The following is a 25,195-nucleotide window of genomic DNA, read 5'->3' on the forward strand; positions in this document are numbered from 1 at the left end:
GCCGCCGCATCATCGGCGGTACCCACGTTCATTCATCGCGACGGCCAGTCAGGCTGTAGATGAGGAACAGGATCACGGCGATTGCCTCAATCCGGCGGCAGCAAGACCGATCGCCTGGATGGAACGACTCGCAAGGATCTCGGAGCCGAGTGCAATGCCCACGCCGAAGCCAGCATACATAGCGCTTAGCATAAGGGGCAACGAGCGCGAGCAATCTCCCACGGAAGTGGCCGCACGCCCGGAGCGGCCAGTGCCAATAATCAGGCCGCGACCACGGCGCGGGCATCATAGTCGGCGGTCCATTGCAGCGATGGTCGCTCGCCGCAGCGCTCAATCCAGGCCTTGACCACGTCGCTCTCCGGCGTCGCTGCAGGGTACCAGGCAAAGGGTGAATGCAGCAGCAGATCGACAGCTGTGTATCGCTCTCCCATCAGGTAAGGGTTGTCCTTGAGCGCGTTTTCGAGGCGTGCCGCAAGCTCCGCCGGGGTGCGGAAGGTGAAATCCACAAAAGGATGCGAAATCCCGGCAGCCTGCATGATCAGCACAGGTTCGACCACGCCGGCGTACCAGGCAAGCCAGCTGAGATACCTACCGCGCTGGGGATCGCCGGCAACAGGCGCCATCTTCTTTTCCGGGAAAAGATCCGTCAGGTACTGAATGATCGCTATGCTCTCCCAGATGACGACGCCGTCGTGGTCGAGCAGCGGCACCTTGCCTTCTGCATGCGGGTTCTTTGGATCTTTGCGACCGCTACCGTCGCCGCGGGTGATATCGACGATCTTGATCGCGACCTTTTCGATGGCGTCTAGTTCGCGAAGCAGAGTGACGATACGTGTCGAGCGCGAGCGGGGGGCGTGAAAGAGCGTTAGCATGGTCTGGATCCTCGGTTGCGTTTTGCGATGCGGATCTTGTACAGTCCGCCAACTGCCAGTTTCCGTCAGTAGGCTTCACCTATCCTCTAAAGTCATGGCTCGTAGTGATCGTCTGTTCCGCCTGCTCCAGGCGCTTCGCACTCTCCCCTCCCCGGTGACGGCCGCGCGCCTTGCCGAGGAGACTGACGTGTCGTTGCGTTCGCTCTATAGGGACATCGAGAGCCTGCGCGCCGCAGGTGCCGTCATCGATGGCGAGCGCGGTTTCGGCTACAGGCTGACGGAAGACATCGCCTTGCCCCCGCAGACGTTCACACGGCTTGAAATCGAAGCCTTGGTGCTGGGCCTTGCCGAGGTGCGGCATATGGGTGAACCTGCTCTCGCGGCGGCCGCCGGCGCCGTGCTTTCGAAGGTCACAGCTACGCTGCCCGACAGATTACAACGCCAGACATTGCATGCCGCCTCCCAGGTTTATCGCTTCGAACGCCGCGACCCGCCGCTCGCCAACGTCGGCCTTCTGCGCGAGGCCTGCTGGCAAGAACGCGCCGTGGTGATAAGCTATGTGGACGCGGAGCAGCAACGGACCGACCGGCAAGTGCTGCCGCTGGCGATCGTCTATCTGGAAAGAACGCTGGTGTTGCTTGCCTGGTGTTGTCTGCGTCAGGATTTCCGCAAGTTTCGCGTCGACCGCATCGCCGACATCGAGATGACGGAGGAGAGCTTCCGACCGCGCCGGGTTCAGTTGCTCAGGGACTTCGTTGCCATTCTGAACGCCGGTGCGCCCGAAACATCAAAGATGAGCTTGGCCGGCCAGTAACCAAACCGACGATACCCCGGCATGACCACGTACCGCGGTCGGACTGCTGTTCGAAGATGCAGCAGATCCGAATGGCCGCACTGAGGCGCGATGCTGTCACGCGAGTGGGCTGCATGAATGCGAGCAAAACGCCCTGCCCCCATCTTGGCCTTGAAGGGAATCGAACTTAAATCCTGCCCTTACTTTAATCGCCCCAGAGACAAGATAGCGGTATCGCCGCAAGATTATCACCAAATGGCAGGATCTTGTCGCCGTCGTACAGCACCCAGCCTGCCTTAAAGGTGCGTCCGGTGGCCACGGCTACTTTGCGTAAGCCTTTGAAATCTGCTGCGGTCACCGTTGCCGCGGCCTTGACTTCAAGTCCAACCATATTGCCAGCTTCGTCTTCGAGAAGGATATCTACTTCGTCCTGATCCTTATCCCGATAGTGATGGCAGGTTGATTGGACTTCGCTCCAGGTCGAAAGCCGGAGGATTTCGCCAGCGACAAACGTTTCCAGCAATGAACCAAATAGTCCTCGGTCAGTTGAAATTCGATCGATCGTCATTCCGACAAAGGAAGCTAAGAGCCCGCTATCGAGAAACAGGAGCTTTGGTGTCTTAACAAGACGCTTCAAAGGGTTTCGAAACCAGGGCTCGATGCGACGAACTAGGAACAGCTGTTCGAAGAGTCCGATATATCGCCGGGCGGTCTTGTCATCGATGCCGACCTGGCCGGCCAATTGGGTGAAATTGAGCAACTGTCCCGAATGATGCGCGAGCGCCCGCAGAAGCTGCGGCATTTGGTCCAGGCGTTCGACGTCGGCAATTTCGCGCACATCTCGTTCAACGATGGCTCGTATGTATTCTCTAGCCCATGCGGATCGACGGCGGGGATCGCCACGACCGACCATCTCAGGATATCCGCCGATGAGCACTCGCTCCATCAGGTCGTTTCCGACCGTTGGATTGCGAGGCGCTATGACCGTTCCGGCAAAAGCGGAATCGAGGAAGTTCGACTGGTTGCGTCGAATTTCGGACTGAGCTAGGGGCAACAAGGTAACGACTTCCATCCGCCCGGCCAAACTATCGGAAACCGTCGGGAGTGCGAGAATGTTTGCTGAGCCGGTTAACAAAAATCGCCCAGGCCGCCGATCGTTGTCTACAGCCTGTTTTATGGCACGCAGCAACTCCGGTGCACGCTGCACCTCGTCTATGATGGCGGTATCAATCTGACGAACGAAGCCGACTGGATCGGTCTTTGCTGATAGTAAGGTCGTTTCGTCATCTAACGTGAAATACGGACGATCTGTCTGGAGCAGGGTTCGAGCCAACGTCGTCTTGCCACACTGCCGCGGTCCGTTCACAAGTACGACTGGCGTATCTTTGAGCGCGACCCTAATTCGCTCGGCTGCGCCTCTCGGATAAAGGAGGTCAGAAGGACTTTCCCCTTTCAATCTATTTTTCCTCCTGATCGCTACCAAATTCTAGGATTGCCGATGCGTTCAGGTCGGAGTTTACATGCGTCCAATTCGGATTGCAACTTCGTCCAATCCGGAACTTACTGCCGTCCGTTTCGGAAACTTGATGGGGACGAGCCAGCTATCGAGAAGAGTGAGCGGAGGCGTGTTGGAGTGAGGATTCAAATCGTATTGCTCTTGATCGCAATCGAACCCTCGTTCAATCCGAGGTAACTCACTGATTTAGCGTAACAAGGTAATTGTTTAAGCGCATGTCTCGATCAACCCGTCTCACTAATCGACGGCCCTATGGCTGTTGGCGTCAATGGCGGCGCTAGGAGCAGCGCTCGCCTCATTGCAAAATATCGAGCCCAACGCTAGGACGCCTGCCAGTGCCAACCCCACACATACTCGAAAGCTGGAGAAGAAACTCATCAGTTCCACCTTTTGTATAAAGCGAAAAAGAGCCTGAAGCTCCCTCCGCGCTTGGACAGGGAATGGCTCGTCCACAACCCGCTCGTGGCTACTGGACGGTATAACCGCCATCGACGGGAAGAGCGTGTCCGACGACATAGCTGGACGCGTCGCTGCACAGCCACAGGACCGCGTCGGCGATTTCTTCAGCTTTGCCGAGCCTGCTCATGGGGACAACCTGCATCAGAGCATACATAGCGTCCGGTTGTGTCTCCAGCATTCCGGTCACCATCGGGGTTTCGATAATGCCTGGGCAGATCGCATTGATCCGGATTCCCTTAGGCGCGTATTCGAGGCCGGCACTCTTGGTCAGTCCGACAACGCCGTGCTTCGAGGCATGGTAGATGCCGCGTTCAGCGATCCCGACCAAACCACCGAGGGAGGAGTTATTGACGATCGCGCCGGAACCCTGCTTGCGCATCTGCAGAAGTTCATACTTCATGCAATTCCAGACACCCCTCAGGTTGACCCCCATGACGAAATCGTAGTCCTTGGGGTCCGCGTCAGCAGTCTCGGCGACGGGACTCTGTACACCGGCATTGTTGAAAGCCGTGCCTAGACGCCCGAACTCTGCGACCGTCTGATCCACCATGGCCGCGACCTGCTCCATGACGGCGACGTCGCACTGGATGGCGATCGCCCGGTAACCGGAAGGGGTCAGAGCTTCAGCCGCAGCACGCACTGCCTCTTCATTGACGTCGGCGAGAGCAACCGCCGCTCCGGCCTCGGCGAAGGCTTTTGCTGCGGCAAGGCCCATGCCGGAGGCTGCACCAGTGACCAGGGCTACCTTGTTTTCGAAAGAGATATTCATAGCATTTACCTGTTGTTCTGAAGGGGTGATGCGTCGTCCGTCAGTGTTTGGGCGACAGCTTGATGAGGCGATCGTCTGACGGCCCCTCGCCTCTTGGTGATCGGTTTGTCGTGATGGCGTAGATGTCATTGCCGGTGGAAAGCACATCCCTGTATCGATCTTCCGACTTGTAAATTGGCTCCAGTTCGTTCGCCTGCGGGCCGAGAACGTAAATTCCACGTCCGACGAGTGTTGCTACCAGAAGCTCCGTTCTTCGGAAGGAGATCCCCGAAGGTGCCCAGGTTTCGTTGCCGGAGTGAAGGTAGGCGGCCTGCATTCCCTGGCGTTTCCTGTCGCCGTCTGTGAGCGGCCACCCAAAGTTCAGACCTGGCTTGATGTGGTTGATCTCGTCGTGGGCAGATTGGCCGTGCTCGGCGACGAACAGTTCCCCGGCTGGATCCCATGCCAAGCCTTGTGGATTGCGATGGCCGAGCGAATAGACGTACGACCCGGCGATCGGATTGTCGGAGGGCATCTTGCCATCCAGCGTCATTCGCAACACTTTTCCGGCTAGGTTGGTGATGTCTTGCGGAGCATCGCGGTTCTCCGTCCAACCCGTCGTGACGTAGAGATTGCCGTTGGGGCCGATTGCGAGGCGACCGCCATTATAGAGCCTGTGTCCCGGGATATCTGCGAGCAGGGTGCGGGTCTCCCGCCATGAGGTGCCGTCGAAGACAGCTTCAATGACCTTGTTTCGTAGGGAGCCGTCGAAGCGGTAGGTATGATAGAAATAGGCTCGCCCCGAGTTTTCGAAATCCTTGGCAAGCGCCATTCCCAACAGACCGCCGCCGCCTTCGCGGGCGATATCGGCCGTGGTCTGCAAGACATATCTGCGCATTTGGCCATTCTGGACGAAGACAATATTTCCAGCGGCCTCCGTTACGAAGACCCTGTCGCCTCTGACCTCGATGTCCCAAGGATAGTCTAGATTCTCGACGACGGTCTCGACGTTCCAGTCGCCGGTCGACATGCCGACGACGGAGCTGTGCGCAAGGCTCTCTGCTCGAACGGCAGAGATTGCCGCTGCGTCGAACATGCACGTTAGCGCGATCGCCGATATCCGGAGCTTCCTCATGATGATCACCGTTGTGAGATTAATTACGAGCTTAGCCAACTGTTAGGGCAGTCAGCGGAAGGCCTGATCGTTACAGATCATGCCCTCCGCCGGAGATCCGAGCAGCCCCACGGGCCCCTGGTCAGGCCGACAGATGGTGGTCGAAGAATGCCTCGAGCTTATCCCATGGGATCAGATCGACCTTGTCATAAAGATCCACGTGGCCAGCGCCGGGAACGATGAACAATTCCTTGGGATCGGCAGCCTTCGCAATTGCCTGTTCGCTAAAGAACCGCGAATGGGCATTCTCGCCAGCAATCAGCAGGACGGGCCGTGGCGAGATCATATCGACGTGGTCGAACGGACGGAAATGCAGGTAAGACGGGTCACCGGACACATTCATGGCGGTCGTCGCGCGGGGATGAGCACCACGTGGCGTGCGATAGTAGTCGAAGAACTCGCGCGTGATCGCGTCCGTCTCTGATGTCAGAGCATGCGGGAGCTCGCCATACTGCTTCTTTCCACCGGAGGCTTCTGCCCAACGTTGCTCGCCGATTTTGGTGAGCATGTCGATCCGAACATCGTCCTTCATTTCCTCGCCGCCCCAGGCCCACTTCGCGCCGCCCATGTCGTACATGCTGACGGTCGCCACGGCCCTCAGGCGCGGGTCGATCTGCGCTGCGGCAAGGGCAAAACCGCCGCTGGCGCAAACACCGATGACACCGATCCGGTTGCGGTCGACGCGCGGGTCGAGCCCTAAGAAATCAACACCAGCACTGAAATCTTCGATGGTGGCTTCCGGGGACGAGATGAAGTGCGGCTGGCCGCCGCTTTCGCCATTGTAAGAGGCGTCGTGTGCGATCGTGATAAAGCCACGTTCAGCCATGGTCTGGGCATAGAGGCCGGACGTCTGCTCCTTGACGCCACCGTAGGGATGACCGACGATCAACGCGGGATGCCGGACCGAAGCATCGAGGTCCTTCGGAACGTACATGTCGGCAACAAGATTGATACCCAGTCGGTTGACATACGATACTTTGCGATGCTCCACGCGGTTGCTTTGCTTGAATCTCTTGTCCCAACTTCCGGAGTACTGAGCCAGTGCAGGATTTGCAGCGAGCGACATAACCGCGGCAGCTCCCGCTCCTGTTAGCTTGAGGATGTCGCGCCGGCCGAAGCCACCCCTTGCCTGCTGCTCATTGGTTTGTTCGTGTTTCGTGTCCATCGCCATTCTCCCGTACCGTTTGTGGTTGCAGGACGAATGTAAATTGAATGACCCCAATTGATTATCCGCTGCAAACTGCAAGCGCTTATGCATGCCGCACATCAATCCGCATCCGCCAAATCAGTTACCGCTTATCTCAGAACGCCTTGTATCGAGCTTCGATGATCCATGACGTCGTTATTTGCCTGGCAGAGATGACGGATAATTATCTACTCGAGCATGCGGACCGAACAAAACTTGGCGCCGGCACTAATTTACTCTTGAAGGGAGTCGAACCGCCGACCCGCAGTTTAGTGGGTTTTATTGGCAGCATCTTGCCGATCCGGGCAACAGTTGCTTGCCGGAGTGGCCGGTTTGAGGGGGAGCGGACTGTCCGGTGGTGGACGCATTTATCGGATAGTTGTCGTTCAGTTACCAGACCTCCAAATAGACGTCTGATGCCGCTCGTTTAAGCATGCAGAGGGGCCGCCATTGTAACATGGCGGCAATTTAGCCATGCTCAGAGGTTTTCCGTGTAGAAAGGGATCAGTTTCGCCAACGCTTTTTCGACCGGCTCCGGTTTGTCATAGAGGTCATAGTGCGATCCACAGCATCGTTCTTCTCGCGCTTTACGAATGGACACACATACTGTGGTGTTATCAGCCGTACTTCATGGCCGAGTTTCGTCAGTTCGCGTGACCAGTAATGAGCCATCCCGCAAGCCTCCATTACGACTATCGAAACGCCCTGCCCGGCTACAAATCTAGGAAATGCTGCCGGGATAGCTTCCGCCGAAACTTGACCTCTCCGGAAAGCGAAGCTCCATGAATCTTGGAAAACGTCCTCGCGAAATCGCTCCCACTCATAGTGTTGGATGTCATGCCGCCGTCCTTTCACCCGTTGGGTTTAATCCGGCCATCCTCTGACAAGAACGTGCGGGGTGCGTGTACCATCAATCACACCATCTATTCAACGGGACCACGTTAATGGAGGGTTGACGCCGGTCCAGGCGAGCCAAAAAGAACGTCAGCTATCTTGCGGAGATGCTTCCTATCACCGCTAAAAGCGTAGCCTTCCGAGTTCACATCGATGAAAGATCCGAAAACGAACGGCGTCGCCATTGATTCCAGTAGCATGGCTAAGCGTAACATCATTTCTACGTCAACTTTGACGTCAATAATTGCCCCGTCGACATCGCCGGCTTCCAACAGGTTCAAGACTTGCTCGACAGAAGAAACAGGGCCTGCAACGGTGGCTCCGGCGGCAGTAAGTTGCGCATGGCACGCCGCCGTCAACGACGGGCGCCGCTCTACCACTATCAGCCTTTTGCCTCTGAAGGCGCGCAACACAGGAATATCCTTCTTACTCGTTCTGCGCTCGCCCGCGCTACGTCGGAGATAAATCTCTGCCGGAGAAAACTAAGCAGCGTGAAAGTAGCGTTGTATTACCGCTTGCGCACAAACTGACCAGCGCACTCGCCGGCCAACTTGTGAAACGTTGATCACTGGTCGGAGTCGCCGCATTGCGATTCGGTATCTTTTTGCAGCGCCACTTCTATTTCCTCCGCGGACACCTGCAAAAACTGGCGCTTCACTAATTGGGAGGAGATAGCGGGTATCTCAAGGTGTGTTGCGACGGGTTGATACGAAGGAAAACTGAGACCTTCAATAAGTTGTTCATCAACGACCAGACGATATGTTCCAGCTTCCAAAGGTGCTACTAATCCATCCAATACGAACGGATTCGCGAAGGTGATTTCTTTGTATGTCGTTCTTTCTTTCATACCCTTACACTCTTTCCTGACACGTCATTCACACCGCGCCGCAACGTTTATCCTTGACCTTCATCGCTCTCCACTAAGTGGATTTCGACCCCTGAGAAGGATTAACAAAGAGATTGCCTATAGCGCGCCGGCTTCGTTCTTCCAGGGCTATTCATTAGCCCCAATCGATCGACCACTTGCCTTCCTGAAAAAGCTGAGGACGTATATCGTGTTGCGCGGGACACTTCTGATGGTCTCAAGGACAGGCCGTGATTGGTAGGATTGATTGAGTGAGTCCGCATTCCCAAGACGGCGTTTCAATTGTGCTGCGAGAGCATCGGCAGATGTTTCTCCCGCAAGAAACAGTCTCATTACAAGAAACGCGGCCGTGTTGAATTGTCGCTGGTCATTGCCCAGCAATGTGGCGTTATAGCCCGCACTCTTCAAAACTGACTGGATCATCTCCATCTCTTTGGGGGAGATGGCTGCAAAACTGGGGTGGGAAGACATAATGTCCTCCTCTCGTTGGGGCTAGGGTAACCGACCCTCGACCAGTAGTGCCCGTGACATCGCTACCGACGCCTTACAGTGCGCCTGAATAGCTTAAGACGCAAGCGAATACGGGTTTGGAAAGCTCCAGAGAAGTTTACCAGCCATTCGCTGGTCATTATTGAGCGGCGGCTGCGTTCTAGCACATTGGAATTCCCTTGCTAATGAACCTCAAAACGCGCAGGCTCGTTCCTTCGGTAGCTTTTTAAAGGGCGTTACCGCTTCAAGGTGAAATCCCTTGGCCCCAACGAAAGGAGGACACGGTGTCTTCCACACAAGAATACGGCCCGATTTCGTCTCACGATCTGAATATGTTGCGATCCCTGTTGTCAGATGCCGGCTTTGAAATCGACACGCGCTCGGATGACGACCGGTCATTCAACAAGGCCACCCGCAAGATAATCGATCTTTTTCAGGGTGGAATGACCGACCCTTCCAAACTCAAAGGAGAAATGCTGTTCCTGTTCGGGGTACAGAAACGGGAACGTGTGCCCTCCCGCAGACCACTCCCGAGGTATGCAATCCAAGGTCTTCCGGGGTTCGGCAGATAGCGGGGAAACACCTGTGCGCGCATATGTTCTTGGAAGCATGATGCTTTGGTCCGCTTTCTTTCTGATCTGGTATTTGTTGACGCTTTATACCGCCAGCAAAGACCTTGAAGAAATACGATCCGGTCCGGCCGGAGGAGTAGTTATGTCTGCGTCCCGATGCGGTGTAGAACTGGCGACTCTTCTCGCGATGGGCGACAAGCTCTTGAAAGCCGGCGGACCAGAAGTGCCGGCGGATTTACGCGCACATATTGAATATTGCATCTCCTCTGATACAGCGAGTCGAGATAGGCTTAGGAAGACACAGCTCATAAGATTTTTCCCCGACGAAAGATAGCCTGCGGACTCCGCCCTTGATTTCATCAACCCCATCATAAAACTTGATGCTCTCTGTTTTCACTCTGTGCTACGGATCTTGCGTGCGGACAGGTGTCTTTTGAGGCGACGGTGGCCAGAGATTTTTTGATATGGCGCGGCATCCGGCTACGCAGCCTTGGGAATTATCGGAGATTGATGATGATCGATATCGCAGGAGCCCCCCCGAAGTACGCCCCCTGATGACTCACGGCCGGAAGTCCCGATGAAGCGGGATAATCGATATAACCCGCAGCGCCGCCGCCATACAGCGTGACCCGATCTCAGCCGGGGTCGCTTTGCAGTCGTTCGACGAGATTCGGATTGGCGACGAACGGGCGTCCGAAGGCGATCAGATCTGCCTTGCCATCGACCAGATGCGGCGTTGCAAGGTCGAGGTCACAGCCATTATTGGCGATATATGTCCTGCTGAAGCGGCGGCGGAGCGATCCGTATTCGAAGGGTGCGACCTCGCGCGGGCGACCCGTCGCGCCTTCAACGACGTGAATGCAGGTGATGCCGAGAACATCAAGTCGATCGATGATATACTTGTATTGCGTCTGGGGACCGCTACAGGAAATGCTATTTGTAGGCGAAACTGGCGAAATCCGGCACACCCGTGCGCTCGCTGCCGATTTCCTGCGCCACCGTGGCCGTGACCTCGAGTATCAGACGCGCGCGGTTTTCCATCTTGCCGCCATAGGCGTCCGTTCGGACATTAGGGCTGTGAGCCTCCCATATAGTTCCTGAAAGCAGACGCTCGCCAGCGACTTGCCGCGCGCAAAGCCGAACTTATCAAAATGCTCATACGAAACAGCAGCGATGCGGCTCACGGCCCGATCTTCCACTAGATTCGATCATATGTGAACGATGTCAGCAGCGTGGTTACAAAGTTACTCGCATTATCCTTGACAAGCGCTTCCGTCCATTCATTCGTCCCGCGTAGCCGCAGGTCTGCATAAATGCTGTCGACGGCGGCCTCTTCGATCCGCTTGATGTTCGCCAGAAAGACTTCCTCTCCGGCCGCATGATACATGTCTCGGATCACCATCCGCAGGATTTCCTGGATTGCGATCTGCCATGCCGTGTTGAGTGCCTGAAGTTCGCCGATACTGTCTGCCATAGGTATCCCCTTCGGTTGCGGAGTGCAACGGTTTGAAAGAAACTGCGGACAGAGTTTGATTGATGATCTCACGTGACCAAGCCATTTGCTATAACCGCCTTGCCTTGCGATTGGCGTACCGCCGATCGTGCTCGGCCTTGCGGGCGGCCTCGTCGTGTTTTATCCGTCCGCGCCCCACTCTTCCTGGGCAGATCAGACCGTCTTGGCCCGTCGTTTCGTGAGAAGAGAGGCGGTCGTCGCCTCACGGTCCTTCAATTCTTTCGCAAGTCGCGCTTCACGAAGCCGCCTCGTCTTTTCCTCGCGGGCCAGAACGAGGGAATCGAGTTCCTCGACGGCGCTGTTACGCGCGAAGAATTGCGATTGAGTATTGGCGAAGGCAATCTCCGCCTTCTGCCGGGATTTGCTGTGTGTCTGTGACATGGCTTTTCCAGATTGAACGCCGCCGTGGCAACAAAAAAAGGTCAGGCAATCTGCCTGACCTTGCTGGTATCATGCTCTCGCCAGTGCCAGTACATCCGTGGTCAACGGAGAGCGGATACCGGGATGATTAAGCGGCCTGGAGGTTGCAAGCCGACATCTTGCCCGACTTGTTATCGCGCTCAAGGTCGTAGCCGATCTTCTGACCTTCAATGAGTTCGCGCATTCCGGCGCGCTCGACGGCCGAGATATGCACGAACGCGTCGGTGCCGCCATTGTCAGGCTGGATGAAGCCAAAGCCCTTCGTGGAATTGAACCATTTAACTGTGCCAGTGGTCATGATGAACCCTTTCATAGCAATAAGAGGACCACAACGCCTGCGGCGCTGCAGATGCGATAGCGATTTTTGAGAGAAAAGGCTCGTTCAGGGCACGGTGCCAGACGCGCGATAACCAAAGCTAAGCAAGCAAATATCGACAATCAACATATAGGTCGCTCATATGCGATTGTCAACTTTTAGTTTTTTTCTCGCCAATATTCTCAGCATTTAGTTGTAATTTCCGAGGCCGTTTCACAGCCTAGACTGCGGAAACGGAGCTGGGAGCGTAACCCGACACTAGGTTCACCTATGGAATCACGGTCGTCCGAAAGCAGAAATGGACTCCGGTCCCGACGGAAAACCACCGTCTCGCTGGCGTATAACTCCGGACATGAACCGGAGCAACACAGTGCGCGATTGACTTGAAAGCGCTCCTGACAGCGGTTTCATCCTCGCCGTTACATATCCGGCCTTATGAAGCATCTGGTTGAGAATTCGATTGCTGCCGGGATCGAAATCGACGGCGTGGACGCTGGAAGACATGGTGTCCTCCTTTCAGATTGCGGGCGCGGCATTAAAGCCCCCGGCGGCAGCGCCCGGTGTAATTGCTGCCGAGGTCATGATGATGAGGCCCGCTCGTCTGTTTAGCAATCCTTCAATTAAGGTCATTTGGGGGCGGGATAGCTTTGAAGCCAACCCGCACAGATATTTGCCGTTCTGTAAAACCGTTAATATCAAAGAACGAGGGCTAATTTGACCCTCCATCGATACACGCGATGCTCACTCCTGAGGAGCGGCAGGAATGAAGGAGTGGCGATGTAAAGTGCACTGCCGCCCAAAGCTCGCTGGCTCGGTGGGATGCAGCTTTCCCGCCGCCGTCGTCCGAAACCTGCCCGTCAATTTCCCATCCCTTAACATCGTTGAAGGCCTGATAAGCGAAAAGACTGCTTTAGGGACCGTGTAATTGCTATGCTTACGTCCGGAATGAAGGGGCAAAGCAGCTTTATCCGTGGATAACGAACAACGACTGCTTCGAAGGCGCAAAGCCGTCGTTGCGAATGAACCACAGTTAGCTCGAGCAAGATGCCTTGCGAGCGTCTTCGCTCTTGAGCGGAATCGAACAGCCGTTCACCTAGTGCATTGCCTAGCAGAAATTTATTTCTGCAGTGACAGCGAATACCGTGTATGCCGGCGTTCACCCGTACGCGTCAGTGCACCCATCTCCACGAGCTGCTGAAGGTCGCGTGTTGCTGTAGCGCGCGATGTGTCTGTGATCGAAATGTAGTTTTCGGCGCTTAGTCCCCCTTGAAGCCTGCCGTGCCTTCCTTGAAGATGCGCGCAACTACCTTTTTCTGCCGGTCGTTGCCTCGAAAACGATCATAGAACTTTGCTTTCTGAATGAAGAAATCGATGCGCTCAAGCGTCGCTCGTTGAGCATCCAGGATAGTTTCCGAAAAGAAAATGATCCAGTCGTTGATATCAAGCGTGCGCTGGTGCCGCTCAAGCTCGGAGTAGTAGGCCTTCCGGCTCTTCTCGATTGTGAAGGCGAGAGAATGAGACTTGGCTGCCCTATGTTTTGCGCCAGGGATTTCTCAGTGAGCGCGCGCCCAATTCGGCCGTTGCCATCCTCAAATGGATGTATGCTTTCAAAGTAAAGATGGCCTACGGCTGCGCGCGTCAAAGCTTGAAGCGACGTTTGACCATTTGGCCCGGATTGATTGAACCATGCGATGAAAGTCTCCATCTCATCGGTAACCTGGCGAGACGGGGGAGCCTCAAAGTGGATTGTCGGCTTATCCAATCGACCTGACACGATCTGCATTGCGTCTTCATGCGTGCGGTAAGCGCCAACCGTTTCGATATATCGGTTTCCGGCCATCAGCATTGAATGCCAGTGGAACAGGCCCTCGTGACGCAGCGGCCTATACCAACTTCGATAGACATCCGCCATCATCTCGGCGATCCCCCGCTCTTGGGGGCGGATCTGTCTGTCATCAGTGTTTAGCCCGAACTGTCGGCGGAGTGACGACTGGACACTCACGCGGTCCAGATATTCGCCCTCAATCTCTGAGGTCTTGTGTGGCTCCCGTCTTGGCCCATGATTATAAAGGTATTTTATCCGGATCTCCAATCATGTGCGACCAGATGCGAAATTCGTTCCCATTCATCAGCGGTCGCCTCGCCTTGATCCAGAGGTTGGCTCAAGCCTTCCCACCTTCATGCGTGGTTGTTAATCGAACGGCCTCTCACCTCCACGGTGGCTTGGGAGAGTTATTGGCCTCTGAAGACATTCGCCAATGCTGAATTATGTCCTCTTCGATGGCGGAACAGACTGTTTCATACTCCCGCACGCGGGCGCGGTCTTCCTCTTTCCGGAACCTTTCAAGCGCGCTGGCAGCCATTTCGTAGGCTTCGAAGAGTTCATTGAGATCGGTGGTCTGTGCTGCGATGATCTGAAGCTGGCCTCGTAATGCGGGCAACTTCAGCATCAGTCGCCACAGTCCTCTCCGCGCGGAATCTCTCGTTGTTCCAGCCACCCCGTTTTTCCTGCCCATCATCGCAAAAGCCTCCGCGAGCTGATCGCGTAACGCTAGATATCATCGTGGCGCTTGGAAAGTACGTTACCGTAAACGCGGGAGGCGCTACGGCCTGAGAACGCGTTTGCGCAGCGATTGAGCCGGTCGGACGATGCACCGGGGACGGGCCTCCCTCCTCCCCTCGGAACAAAACCTGGAATTATTGATTTTGCTTGTTGAGATAGTGTGCAGTGCTCCCGGCTCTCAGCGGGCCGCAGTCGAGCGCCTCTCTCTGTCCCGCCCGCGCCTCATCCCATTCCATGGGAGACGGCAGGCTGATTATTTACCGGGGATGCTCATGGCCAGCGATAAGCTCTCAACCTACAAGCAAAAACGCGATTTCCAGAAGACGCGGGAGCCGAGCGGCAAAGCGAAGCTGAAAGCTTCAAACCGCAGGCGCTTTGTTATACAGAAACATGACGCCACGCGGCTCCATTATGACCTGCGCCTCGAACTCGATGGCGTCTTCAAGTCCTGGGCTGTCACCAAGGGACCGTCTCTCGATCCCCAGGACAAGCGCCTGGCCGTGGAGGTCGAAGACCATCCACTGGACTATGGTGACTTCGAAGGCACGATACCAAAAGGTCAGTATGGCGGCGGCACGGTCATGCTCTGGGACCGTGGCTACTGGGAGCCGGAAGGCAACAGGACGCCCGAACAAGCTCTCGCCAAGGGCGACTTCAAATTTTCCCTTGAAGGGGAGCGACTGCATGGCAGCTTCGTTCTGGTGCGGATGCGCAATGACCGTGACGGTGGCAAACGGACGAACTGGCTGCTGATCAAGCATCGCGACGACTTCTCGGTCGAAGAAAACGGTGCCGCCGTCCTTGACGAAAACGACACGTCGGTTGCCTCGGGCAGAACCATGGACGCCATCGCCGCCGGTAAAGGAAAGAAACCGAAACCGTTCATGGTACAAAGCGGCGATGTGCAGGCCGACGCCGTCTGGGACAGCAATCATGGACTGGCGGCAGACAAACGTGCGGCGGATACGAAGAAAAGGCGCCCGGCAGCGCGGAAAGCAGCGAAGTCCGCGATGCCCGACTTCATACCTCCGCAGCTTTGCGAAACGCTCGAACGCCCGCCCTCGGCCGATGGCTGGATCCACGAGATCAAGTTCGACGGATACCGCATTCAGGCGCGCATTGAAAACGGCGAAGTCACGCTGAAGACGCGCAAGGGGCTGGACTGGACGGCTAAGTATCCGGCGATTGCGACATCGGCGGCAAGCTTGCCTGATGCCATCATCGACGGTGAGATCTGTGCACTCGATGAAAACGGTGCCCCGGACTTCGCCGCACTTCAGGCGGCGCTGTCAGAAGGAAAAACAGATGCGCTCGTCTATTTTGCTTTTGACCTGCTGTTCGAGGGGAGTGAAGATCTAAGGCAACTGCCGCTTACGGAACGCAAGAAAAGGCTCGAAGCGCTTCTGAGCGAGTCGGGAGAAGATCCGCGCCTACGGTTCGTCGAACACTTTGAGACCGGCGGCGATGCAGTATTGAAATCGGCCTGCAAGCTCTCGCTGGAGGGCATTGTCTCGAAGCAGGCGGATGCCCCGTATCAGTCGGGGCGCACCGATACCTGGGCGAAATCCAAATGCCGCGCCGGACATGAGGTTGTCATTGGCGCCTACGCCAAAACCGACGGCAAGTTTCGTTCACTTCTTGTCGGCGTCTTCAGGGACAATCACTTCGTCTATGTCGGGCGGGTCGGGACCGGCTATGGTGCCAAAACGGTGGATACAATCCTGCCGAAGCTCCGGGAACTGGAAACCTCAAAATCGCCCTTTACCGGAATAGGCGCTCCGAAAAAGGAACCCAACATCGTCTGGGTCAAGCCCGAACTGGTGGCCGAGATCCAGTTCGCCGGCTGGACCGCGGACGGACTGGTCCGTCAGGCAGCCTTCAAGGGTTTGCGCGAAGACAAGCCGGCGAAGGAGGTCGAGGCCGAAACGCCGGCATCGCCCGGGAAAACTGAAACGCCAACGCCGGCCCGGCCAAAGCCGTCGCGACCGGCACGCGGCAAGAACACCAAGGCCGAAGTTATGGGCGTGATGATCTCCAGCCCTGACAAGCCGCTCTGGCCCGATGCAAATGACGGTGAGCCGGTCACCAAGGAGGATCTCGCGCACTATCATGAGGCCGTTGGTCCATGGCTGATCGACCATATCAAGGGACGGCCATGCTCTATCATCCGGACACCTGACGGCATCGGTGGTGAGCAGTTCTTCCAGAGACACGCGATGCCGGGAACGTCGAACCTTCTCGAACTGGTCAAGGTGTTCGGCGACAAGAAACCCTATCTGCAGATTGATCGCGTTGAGGGCCTTGCCGCCATCGCCCAGATCGGCGGCGTCGAACTGCATCCCTGGAATTGCGAGCCCAACGAACCGGAGGTGCCCGGTCGTCTTGTCTTCGACCTTGATCCGGGTCCGGACGTACCCTTCTCCACCGTGGTCGAAGCCGCGCGGGAAATGCGCGACCGGCTGGAGGAACTTGGCCTCGTCAGCTTCTGCAAGACCACCGGCGGCAAGGGCCTTCACGTCGTCACCCCGCTTGCGGTACCGAAGGGAAAGAAGCTGAGCTGGCCGGAGGCGAAAGGCTTCGCACACGATGTCTGCCTGCAGATGGCACGTGACAACCCTGACCTTTACCTGATCAAGATGGCGAAGAACCAGCGCAACGGCCGGATCTTCCTCGACTACCTGCGCAATGACCGAATGGCGACTGCTGTTGCGCCGCTGTCACCGCGCGCCCGGCCAGGCGCACCAGTATCGATGCCACTGACCTGGAAACAGGTAAAAGCGGATCTTGATCCGAAACGCTTCACCATTCGCACCGTACCGGCGCTTTTGTCGAAGACAACCGCCTGGGAGGATTACTGCGACGGGCAGCGTTCGCTGGAGCAGGCCATCAAGCGGCTGACGAAGTCGATGAAACAGGTCGCCTGAGACCGGCCTGGATCAAGACCCGTAACGCTGGTCAAGGTCGCTCAGCGCAGCCTGAACCTCATCGATTGAGACAGGCTCCGGTGTTCCAGGCATATGGCGGTACGCCGGCCTTGAGTCGATCGTGTAGAGGTCTGAAGCCCAGGCGGCCAAAATGGTCCGTTTTTCGTCGACCTTGAGCGCGGTTGCGTCCACCACATCGATCGGCCGCGCAATTTCCATACCCTCGAGCAGGATCGTCGGACCCATCAGTGCGATATCGCTTGCGGCTAGCTGCGGGTTCTCGTGCATGTCGGCTTCCTCAACGAACGTGCGGATCCTTGTCGTGCGGGTGACGGGACACGGAGATGACATCAACGTCCGGGGCCAGCAGATCGTGTTTGGCGGCAAAGGCTGCAAACAGACCCCGGGCGGTGTCCGCTTCGATCTCACCGCGCAATGCCGCGCTGCAGGCCTTCAGCGCCATTGAATGCGCCGTATCGCGCATCGATGCCGGCCATTCCGCCAGATGCCGGTAAGCGTCGATGACGCTGCGAACCTCGGTCGGAAATCCAAGGCCGATAAGGATGGTAACGGGCTCTTTGAACATATCGGGTTTCATCGCGATCTCCTTCCTACCCCCGATGTTGACGGGCGCCGCTGCAACGGCGCCCGTTTTTTAAAAATCGATCAGGCCGCCTTTTGCGCTTCGATCTGCGCCGGGGCAACCTTATGGTGAAGGGCCGGGCTGGTCTGGATATCGATCTTGCGCGGTTTCAAGGCCTCAGGAATCTCACGAACGAGATCGATCGACAGAAGACCGTTGCGGAGATCGGCGCCATTCACCCTGACATGGTCGGCAAGTTCGAAACGGTGTTCAAAAGGCCGGCCGGCTATACCGCGATGAAGGTATTCATCGGCGGAAGCGTCCTGCTTCTTGCCGGTAACGGTGAGAAGGTTGGACTGAAAGGTGATGTCGAGCTCGTCCTCGGCAAACCCTGCGACCGCGACCGAAATCCGGTAGCTGTCATCGCCGGTCTTGACGATGTCATAGGGCGGCCAGTCGCTGATCGAGCGGGCGCGCTGGGCATTTTCAAGAAGATTGAAGATCCGGTCGAAGCCGACGGTCGAGCGGAACAGGGGTGCGTAGTCATAAGATGTTGCCATAGCCATATCCTCCTTGAAGCAACATGGGTACAGAAGCGCCGAAACGCGGTGCTTCCAGCAAGTCCAGCCCTGTCTCAGCAACTGGCGACAATCGATTTGGTTTTCTGGAATTTGCGATTCAAGGGCGCCGTCAGAAAAAAATGACATCCAGGCGCCGGCCAGGACCAACTCATTTGAGTTCATGGACTGCGGCATTGTCCTGTACCTCGCGCAGCCCTTTATAAGAGGCATGACGCAGGTTGCCATCGTCGGTCCAGCCACGGAACTCGATTTCGGCGATGAGCGTCGGCTGCGCGAAGACGTAATTCCTGCCCTTGAGCGGAACGACCGGTGTCTTCGTCTTAAGACTATCCAGGCTCTTCTTAAGATACGCCGCATCTTTCTCCTTGAATCCGGTTCCAACGGCGCCAACATAAACCCAGTCATGGCCACGTCTCGCCGCTAGCAGCAAACTGCCAATCCCGCCGCGCGCCACCGCCGACTGCTCGTAGCCGACAATCATGAAGCTCTCGCTTTGAACACACTTGATCTTCAGCCAGTCTCCGGTCCGGCCCGAGCGATAAGGGCTGTCACGATGTTTTGCGATGATGCCTTCCATGCCGAGGGAGCACGCGCTCGCCAATAATTCAGCGCCGTCCGCTTCTATTTCTTCGGACAGCTGGATTGCGCCGGTCGCGTCTTCCAGCAGGTCCCCCAGCAAGTGCCGGCGGACCGACAGCTCGGTACGAGTGAGATCGTGACCATCGAAATACATAAGATCGAAGGCGAAGAGTACGGCTTCTGTCGACGCCCGTTTGCCGCCTCGCCCACCGAGCGAGCGTTGCAGAGCGCCAAAATCGGAGCGGCCTTCGCCGTTCAGCACCACCGCTTCGCCATCAAGGATGGCTGTTGCAACTCCAAGGTCCCTGGCCGCTGCGGCGATAGCGGGAAACCGGTGCGTCCAGTCGTGGCCGCCCCGGGTAATGATACGCACACCCTTCGGCTCGATATGGACCGCGAGCCGATAGCCGTCCCACTTCATTTCATAGACCCACTCGGGGCCGGACGGCGGGGCCGTCTTCAGGAGCGCCAGACACGGCTCGACGCGATCTGGCATCGGGTCGAACGGCAGATTGGGCTGAGCCGGATCGCGCCTGCGGCGCGGCTGCGATTTTGCCGTCAGGCTGTCATTCTGCAGGAGCGGCTTGGCGGGGCGTTTCATTTACCCGCCCGGTTCTCGGCCGCAACCGACTTCTTCAGCGCGTCCATGATATTAATGACATTGCTGGGTGCCGACTTCGTCGGTGTGGATGTCCTGGGTTTTGCAGACTTTTTCAGCGCTTTCTTTTTGGCGGCAATGATGTCAAGCAACCGGTCCTGAACCGGATCGATGACCATCTTGGGGTCCCAGTGCTGCGTTTGCTTTTTGATCAGTTGCTGCACGAGACGCATCATCTCGCTATCGGCCGTTTCATCTTCTTCGATCCCGCCAAAGTAAGTATCCTCGTCACGGACTTCATCCCCATAGCGCAGCGTCCACAGAACGATACCCTTGCCGCGTGGCTCAAGCATGACGGCGCGCTCGCGGCGGGTAATTACCAGACGTGAAATCCCCACCATGTTCTGCGCTTCCATCGCATCCCTGATGACCGAGAATGCTTCCTGGCCGACGGCATCGTTGGGCGAAAGATAATAGGGCGTGTCGAGCCATATCCACTCAATGCTGTCGCGGGGCGTAAATGTCGAGATGTCGATGGTTTTTGTGCTGTCGAGCGCAACGTTCTCCAGTTCTTCGTCTTCGAGGATGATGTAATCGTTCTCGCCACGCTCATAGCCCTTGACCTCATCCTCCTCCCTCACCTCTTTTCCGGTAACGCTATCGACGTAGTGGCTGACGACCCGGTTTTCGGTATCGCGGTTGAGGGTGTGGAAGCGGACCTTCTCACTTTCGGACGTTGCCGGCATCATCTGCACGGGACAGGTGACGAGCGAGAGTTTCAGATAACCTTTCCAATAGGGACGGACAGCCATGATTTCCTCCGTCAGCCAGCGCGGCGGGTCTGTGACGAGACCGCATTTGATTTGGCAGCAGCACCCGGTTTCGAAGCTTTCTGACGGCCGGCACTCTTGTTGGCGTTAGAAGCGGCGCGTTTCTGGCTGGATTTGGTGCCCATGCCAGCACTCTCACGCAGCGCCTGCAAAAGGTCGTTTTGCCTGGGGACGGCTGCGGCCTTCTTCTTCGGCAGGGCCCTGCCCTCGATCTTGGCCTTCACCAGCTCGGCAACGGCGGCTTCATAACGGTCGTCGAACGTGCTGGCATCGAAGGTCCCCTTCTTTGTGCCGATAATGTGCTCGGCAAGCTCAAGCATCTCGCCTTCAATCTTCAGGTCCGGCAACTCCTCGAAGGCCTCCGCCGACGAGCGGACTTCATAGTCAAAGTTGAGCGTCGTGGCGATCAGGCCCTTCCCGTGTGGCCTGATCAGCACCGTACGCAGGCGTCGGAAGAGCACGGTGCGGGCGATCGCAGCAACCTTGGCTCTTTTCATGCCATCGCGCAACAGAACGAAAGCGTCCGTCCCCATCCTGTCGGGCGCCAGATAATACGGCTTGTCGAAATAGACGCTGTCGATCTCGCTGCAGGGGATGAAGGCGTCGATCTTCAGCGTCTTGTCGCTGTGAGGCACGGCGGCAGCCACCTCATCCGGCTCGAGAACGATGTACTGGCCGTTCTCGATCTCATAGCCCTTGACCTGGGCGTCCCGTTCCACAGGATCGCCGGTCTCGCTGTCGATGAATTCGCGTTTCACCCGGTTGCCGGTTCGGCGATTGAGGGTGTTGAAAGCGATCCGCTCCGATGATGATGCTGCAGTGTAGAGAGCCACAGGACACGCGACCTCTCCGAATTTGATAAAGCCCTTCCAGTTCGCTCGCGGGGCAACCATGACGCAAAACTCCTGCCACAACCAATGCGATTCAAGCGAATCAGCATGCATTTGTTCCGAGTCAAAACGAATCATTTTTCAAGGACTTAAGGCCACGATCACCACTCGTTATGCGAGTCTGCGCTAGACGCTTGATTCGGATGCATCTTTTTGCGGCGACGAACGTTTCCCGTCACGAAACCTAAAAGAGGAGGCCTGCCATGAGCAAGCGTGAACTGATTGATACCGGGACCGACAAGCGTTATGTCCGCCGCGATAAGGACGGCAGGTTTAAGGAAAGCGTCGACGTCTCGCGATCGCTTTCTGCCGACGCGCGCCACGATGCGAAGCATGATGCGAAACCGGGCCAGGGCGACCGGGGTGATCGCAAGCACTGACGAACCCGGTGAAGCTCGCCACTTACAACGTCAACGGCATCAACGGCCGGCTCGAAGTCCTGCTCCGCTGGCTCGATCAGGCAAAACCCGATGTCGTCTGCCTGCAGGAGTTGAAGGCACCGGACGAGAAGTTTCCGCGCCGCCAAATCGAGCGCGCAGGCTACGGCGCCATCTGGCATGGTCAGAAATCATGGAATGGCGTCGCAATTCTCGCCCGGGGTCAGGAACCTCTTGAGACGGGCCGGGGGCTTCCCGGAGACCCTGACGACAGCCACAGCCGGTATATCGAGGCAGCCATCGACGGCATGATCATCGGCTGCCTTTACCTGCCGAACGGCAACCCGGCACCCGGCCCGAAATTTGACTACAAGCTGCGCTGGTTTGAGCGGCTGCATTCCTACGCGGCTCAACTGCTTGAGCTGGACGTGCCATGCGCCCTTGTCGGAGACTTCAACGTCATGCCGACCGATCTCGATGTCTATAAGCCTGAGCGCTGGCGAGACGATGCCCTGTTTCGTCCCGAGGTTCGCGCAGCCTATGCCGACCTTATCGCCATGGGCTGGACGGACGCCATCAGGCTGCTGCATCCGGATGATCAAATCTATACCTTCTGGAAGTATTTCCGAAATGCGTTTGCTCGTAACGCGGGTCTGCGCATCGATCATTTTTTGCTGAGTTCGTCACTAGTCGAACGACTGCAGGCTTGTGGCGTCGATAAGTTTGCGCGTGCGTGGGAGCACACCAGTGATCACGCCCCCGCCTGGATTGAGCTGGACGACCGATAGAGAAAGAATCAGGATGCTTCGCACGCCTCCCTGCTGGCGGCGATTGGCGGACCAACATTTCGCATGAGCGCTGTCATCGCGGCCGGGCTGGAAAGATCTTGTCCATAGTCGAGCACGTGTCGACGCCTTTGGACTATCGTAACGCGCCCGAAAAGCCGGCGTCCATCTTGCTTGTAGAGAGGCAATCAAGTCGACGATTCAGGGGTCGCAACCGCTCTCAGATCTTAGCGGCTATCAAGGCTGCAAAAAGCCATGCGACTGTCTTCCTGAGGAGATCGGCCGATGACGGCGGCAGAACATTGGGCAGCCGCCTAACCTTCATCTTCGGCGCGCGTTCAAGTTGAAAAGACGCGAGCAGCATCAACGCGTTTTTGTCTCAACATACGGCACGTTCTTGCTTTGATACGCTCTTATACCCAGTTCTCGGTATGCCTGAACAAGTTCGACCGTGGCAGCTCTTGAGCGAGAACCCGCCATTGATATCTTGCCCGCATTAGAGCGGCAGCACGTGTATTGAGGAGTACGCGGCCGCTTTCTGGGGAGGATCTCATGAGATTTTTGTTGGCCGTTTCGCGCGCCATTGATGCAGCCAATTCCGCGATCGGCAAAGGTATTTCGTGGCTGCTTCTGGTGGCTATTTTCATCAGCGCCATCAATGCGGTCATGCGCAAGGCGTTCTCCATGAGCTCAAATGCATGGCTTGAATCGCAGTGGTACCTGTTTTCTGCCGTATTCCTGATCGCCGCCGCCTACACGCTCCTCAACAATGAGCATGTGAAGGTCGACCTCGTTTACGGGAATCTTCCGCGCAAAGGGCAGTTATGGGTCGATATTCTCGGCACCATCTTCTTTCTCATGCCCTTCTGCATCATCGCGGTCTATCTCTCCTGGCCAGTGTTCCTGCAGAAATTCGCTTCCGGTGAAGTTTCGAACAACACGGGCGGCCTCATCCAGTGGCCGGTCTGGGCGCTGATCCCGATCGGTTTCAGCCTCCTTGCCCTGCAGGGTGTTTCGGAGCTCATCAAGCGCGTCGCTATCCTGCGCGGCGTTATTCCTGATCCGGTTGCAGAGGCAGACGCCGAAGCGGCGATGCTCTGATCGAAGGAAAACAATAATGGCATTCATTGCGGAAAATCTCGCGCCAATCATGTTCGCGGCGCTCATCATCGTGCTGCTGCTCGGCTACCCGGTAGCCTTCGCCCTGGCTTTCGTCGGCTTCTTTTTTGGTTTCATCGGGATCGAACTCGGGCTGCTGCCGGCAACCCTGTTTCAGGCCATTCCCGATCGCATATTCGGCCAGATGTCGAACGAAACATTGCTTGCCATACCTTTCTTCACCTTCATGGGGCTGATCCTCGAAAAGAGCGGTATGGCGGAAGATCTGCTGGACACAATCGGCCAGCTGTTCGGACCCGTCCGCGGTGGCATTGCCTTCGCGGTGATTTTCGTAGGAGCGATTTTGGCGGCTACCACAGGCGTTGTTGCAGCCTCTGTCATCTCGATGGGTCTTATCTCGCTGCCGATCATGCTGCGTTATGGTTATGACCGCAAAATCGCCGCCGGCACGATCGCAGCGTCGGGCACGCTGGCGCAGATCATACCGCCAAGCCTCGTCCTGATCGTACTCGCCGACCAGCTCGGACGCTCGGTTGGTGACATGTACAAGGGCGCACTTGTTCCGGGCCTGATGCTCGTAGGGGCTTATACGCTCTTTATCATCATCACCTCGATCATCAGCCCGGCGAAGGTCCCGGCCCTGCCATTGGAAGCGCGGACTCTGCGTGGCGGCAAGCTGCTGCTGAAGGTCATCACCTCCCTGGTGCCACCTCTCGTGCTGATATTCCTTGTGCTGGGCACGATCTTCCTCGGCATCGCAACGCCTACGGAAGGCGGCGCGATGGGAGCGGTGGGCGCGCTTGCGCTTGCGCTCGCCAACCGCAAACTCAATTTCGGTCTCATACAGCAGTCGCTTTACGCCACCGCGAAGCTGTCGTCCTTCGTGCTGCTTATCCTGCTCGGCGCACGGGTCTTTTCGCTGACGTTTTACGGTGTGAACGGGCATGTCTGGGTCGAACATCTCATGACGTCGGTCCCGGGCGGAGAAATCGGCTTCCTGATTGTCGCGAACCTGCTGGTCTTTTTCCTGGCCTTCTTCCTCGACTATTTCGAGTTGGCCTTCATTATCATCCCGCTCCTGGCACCTGTCGCAGATGCTCTCGGCATCGACCTGATCTGGTTCGGCGTCATGCTGGCGGTCAATATGCAGACATCGTTCATGCATCCGCCCTTCGGTTTCTCGCTGTTCTTCCTGCGATCCGTGGCGCCGACACGCGCTTACAGGGATCGCATTACCGGGCAGACGATCCAGCCGGTGACGTCAACCCAGATTTACCTGGGTGCAATCCCCTATCTCTTTATTCAACTTGCCATGGTCGTCATCATCATCGCCTTCCCAGGCATCGTGATGCACTACAAGTCTGGCGCCAAACAGGTCGATCCATCTGCCGTCCATATCAATGTCCCGATGCCCAGCGCAGGCACGGACGCCGATCCTTTCGCGAATCCTTTCCTGGCGCCCGGCAACAGCGCGCCGAGCTTTGGAAAGCCCTCGACACCCTGAAATATGTCGGGCACCGAGGCGCCCGTCACAGCCTGCCGGCGCGCC

General features: G+C 57.0%; 25 protein-coding genes and 3 pseudogenes. 7 read left to right on the forward strand and 21 right to left on the reverse strand.

Annotated features, from left to right (window positions below; translation table 11 throughout):
* Positions 1-260: 260 nt before the first annotated feature.
* Complete coding sequence (locus BLU28_RS22225) at positions 261-872, reverse strand: glutathione S-transferase family protein (RefSeq protein ID WP_077987684.1); 612 nt, start codon at positions 870-872, stop codon at positions 261-263.
* Between the two features lie 94 nt (positions 873-966).
* Here BLU28_RS22225 and BLU28_RS22230 point away from each other — a divergent pair, with 94 nt between their 5' ends.
* Positions 967-1,686: a helix-turn-helix transcriptional regulator gene (locus BLU28_RS22230; protein ID WP_077987685.1), complete on the forward strand. Its 720-nt coding sequence runs from the start codon at positions 967-969 to the stop codon at positions 1,684-1,686.
* 184 nt (positions 1,687-1,870) lie between these two features.
* Here the strand turns inward: BLU28_RS22230 and BLU28_RS22235 are convergent, their stop codons facing one another.
* From BLU28_RS22235 to BLU28_RS22300, 12 genes and pseudogenes are all read right to left on the reverse strand, one after another.
* Positions 1,871-3,121, reverse strand: coding sequence for an ATP-binding protein (locus BLU28_RS22235; RefSeq protein WP_077987686.1), 1,251 nt, complete (start codon positions 3,119-3,121; stop codon positions 1,871-1,873).
* Positions 3,122-3,647: 526 nt separating this feature from the next.
* Positions 3,648-4,409: a glucose 1-dehydrogenase gene (locus BLU28_RS22245; RefSeq protein WP_077987688.1), complete on the reverse strand. Its 762-nt coding sequence runs from the start codon at positions 4,407-4,409 to the stop codon at positions 3,648-3,650.
* A 40-nt stretch (positions 4,410-4,449) separates the two neighbouring features.
* Positions 4,450-5,523 (reverse strand): PQQ-dependent sugar dehydrogenase, encoded by a 1,074-nt coding sequence (locus tag BLU28_RS22250; protein WP_077987746.1) that lies wholly within the window; start codon positions 5,521-5,523, stop codon positions 4,450-4,452.
* A gap of 121 nt (positions 5,524-5,644) precedes the next feature.
* Positions 5,645-6,727, reverse strand: coding sequence for an alpha/beta hydrolase (locus BLU28_RS22255; protein ID WP_077987689.1), 1,083 nt, complete (start codon positions 6,725-6,727; stop codon positions 5,645-5,647).
* 582 nt (positions 6,728-7,309) lie between these two features.
* A pseudogene (locus BLU28_RS26935) lies at positions 7,310-7,444 on the reverse strand (IS110 family transposase); the annotation flags it as partial.
* A 245-nt stretch (positions 7,445-7,689) separates the two neighbouring features.
* The gene (locus tag BLU28_RS22260; protein ID WP_077987690.1) at positions 7,690-8,055 is read right to left on the reverse strand and encodes a response regulator; all 366 of its coding nucleotides are present in this window, start codon (positions 8,053-8,055) and stop codon (positions 7,690-7,692) included.
* 152 nt (positions 8,056-8,207) lie between these two features.
* The gene (locus BLU28_RS22265) at positions 8,208-8,489 is read right to left on the reverse strand and encodes a hypothetical protein (protein ID WP_022557154.1); all 282 of its coding nucleotides are present in this window, start codon (positions 8,487-8,489) and stop codon (positions 8,208-8,210) included.
* A 147-nt stretch (positions 8,490-8,636) separates the two neighbouring features.
* A complete protein-coding gene (locus tag BLU28_RS22270) occupies positions 8,637-8,978 on the reverse strand; it encodes a hypothetical protein (RefSeq protein ID WP_003519959.1) in 342 nt (113 codons plus the stop codon).
* A gap of 1,228 nt (positions 8,979-10,206) precedes the next feature.
* Positions 10,207-10,639 (reverse strand): annotated as a pseudogene (locus tag BLU28_RS22285) (oxidoreductase); the annotation flags it as partial.
* A gap of 127 nt (positions 10,640-10,766) precedes the next feature.
* Positions 10,767-11,042: a hypothetical protein gene (locus BLU28_RS22290; protein WP_022557147.1), complete on the reverse strand. Its 276-nt coding sequence runs from the start codon at positions 11,040-11,042 to the stop codon at positions 10,767-10,769.
* Positions 11,043-11,234: 192 nt separating this feature from the next.
* On the reverse strand, positions 11,235-11,462 hold the full coding sequence (locus BLU28_RS22295; RefSeq protein WP_034499643.1) for a hypothetical protein: 228 nt from the start codon (positions 11,460-11,462) through the stop codon (positions 11,235-11,237).
* A 127-nt stretch (positions 11,463-11,589) separates the two neighbouring features.
* The gene (locus BLU28_RS22300) at positions 11,590-11,799 is read right to left on the reverse strand and encodes a cold-shock protein (protein WP_003519970.1); all 210 of its coding nucleotides are present in this window, start codon (positions 11,797-11,799) and stop codon (positions 11,590-11,592) included.
* Positions 11,800-12,277: 478 nt separating this feature from the next.
* Here BLU28_RS22300 and BLU28_RS26515 point away from each other — a divergent pair, with 478 nt between their 5' ends.
* Positions 12,278-12,535 (forward strand): hypothetical protein, encoded by a 258-nt coding sequence (locus BLU28_RS26515; protein WP_034499641.1) that lies wholly within the window; start codon positions 12,278-12,280, stop codon positions 12,533-12,535.
* Between the two features lie 398 nt (positions 12,536-12,933).
* On the opposite strand, the pseudogene BLU28_RS22315 reads toward BLU28_RS26515, so the two are convergent.
* Both BLU28_RS22315 and BLU28_RS22320 read right to left on the reverse strand, forming a co-directional pair.
* Positions 12,934-13,864, reverse strand: a pseudogene (locus BLU28_RS22315) (Fic family protein); the annotation flags it as partial.
* Positions 13,865-14,024: 160 nt separating this feature from the next.
* Positions 14,025-14,336, reverse strand: coding sequence for a hypothetical protein (locus tag BLU28_RS22320; protein ID WP_234794430.1), 312 nt, complete (start codon positions 14,334-14,336; stop codon positions 14,025-14,027).
* 316 nt (positions 14,337-14,652) lie between these two features.
* Here BLU28_RS22320 and ligD (BLU28_RS22325) point away from each other — a divergent pair, with 316 nt between their 5' ends.
* Positions 14,653-17,304: a DNA ligase D gene (gene ligD / locus BLU28_RS22325; protein ID WP_077987748.1), complete on the forward strand. Its 2,652-nt coding sequence runs from the start codon at positions 14,653-14,655 to the stop codon at positions 17,302-17,304.
* A gap of 12 nt (positions 17,305-17,316) precedes the next feature.
* Here the strand turns inward: ligD (BLU28_RS22325) and BLU28_RS22330 are convergent, their stop codons facing one another.
* From BLU28_RS22330 to ku (BLU28_RS22355), 6 genes are all read right to left on the reverse strand, one after another.
* Entirely contained in the window at positions 17,317-17,592 is a 276-nt protein-coding gene (locus tag BLU28_RS22330) for a hypothetical protein (protein ID WP_037093005.1), read from the reverse strand.
* 10 nt (positions 17,593-17,602) lie between these two features.
* On the reverse strand, positions 17,603-17,902 hold the full coding sequence (locus BLU28_RS22335; RefSeq protein WP_077987693.1) for a DUF982 domain-containing protein: 300 nt from the start codon (positions 17,900-17,902) through the stop codon (positions 17,603-17,605).
* 68 nt (positions 17,903-17,970) lie between these two features.
* Positions 17,971-18,447, reverse strand: coding sequence for an Hsp20 family protein (locus BLU28_RS22340; RefSeq protein ID WP_037093008.1), 477 nt, complete (start codon positions 18,445-18,447; stop codon positions 17,971-17,973).
* Between the two features lie 169 nt (positions 18,448-18,616).
* Positions 18,617-19,648 (reverse strand): non-homologous end-joining DNA ligase, encoded by a 1,032-nt coding sequence (gene ligD / locus BLU28_RS22345; RefSeq protein ID WP_077987694.1) that lies wholly within the window; start codon positions 19,646-19,648, stop codon positions 18,617-18,619.
* Positions 19,645-20,457, reverse strand: coding sequence for a non-homologous end joining protein Ku (ku, locus tag BLU28_RS22350; protein WP_003585424.1), 813 nt, complete (start codon positions 20,455-20,457; stop codon positions 19,645-19,647). Before ku (BLU28_RS22350) ends, ligD (BLU28_RS22345) begins: the two co-directional genes overlap by 4 nt.
* An 11-nt stretch (positions 20,458-20,468) precedes the next feature.
* Entirely contained in the window at positions 20,469-21,368 is a 900-nt protein-coding gene (gene ku / locus BLU28_RS22355; protein ID WP_077987749.1) for a non-homologous end joining protein Ku, read from the reverse strand.
* Between the two features lie 200 nt (positions 21,369-21,568).
* Here ku (BLU28_RS22355) and BLU28_RS22360 point away from each other — a divergent pair, with 200 nt between their 5' ends.
* The 4 genes from BLU28_RS22360 (at position 21,569) to BLU28_RS22375 (ending at position 25,150) form a co-directional block, all read left to right on the forward strand.
* Positions 21,569-21,745 (forward strand): hypothetical protein, encoded by a 177-nt coding sequence (locus BLU28_RS22360; protein ID WP_077987695.1) that lies wholly within the window; start codon positions 21,569-21,571, stop codon positions 21,743-21,745.
* An 8-nt stretch (positions 21,746-21,753) separates the two neighbouring features.
* Positions 21,754-22,530, forward strand: coding sequence for an exodeoxyribonuclease III (gene xth, locus BLU28_RS22365; protein ID WP_077987696.1), 777 nt, complete (start codon positions 21,754-21,756; stop codon positions 22,528-22,530).
* A gap of 549 nt (positions 22,531-23,079) precedes the next feature.
* Entirely contained in the window at positions 23,080-23,628 is a 549-nt protein-coding gene (locus tag BLU28_RS22370) for a TRAP transporter small permease subunit (RefSeq protein ID WP_077987697.1), read from the forward strand.
* Between the two features lie 13 nt (positions 23,629-23,641).
* Complete coding sequence (locus BLU28_RS22375; protein WP_174151515.1) at positions 23,642-25,150, forward strand: TRAP transporter large permease; 1,509 nt, start codon at positions 23,642-23,644, stop codon at positions 25,148-25,150.
* Positions 25,151-25,195: the final 45 nt, after the last annotated feature.

The organism is Agrobacterium pusense, assembly GCF_900102105.1.
GTDB lineage: Bacteria > Pseudomonadota > Alphaproteobacteria > Rhizobiales > Rhizobiaceae > Agrobacterium > Agrobacterium pusense.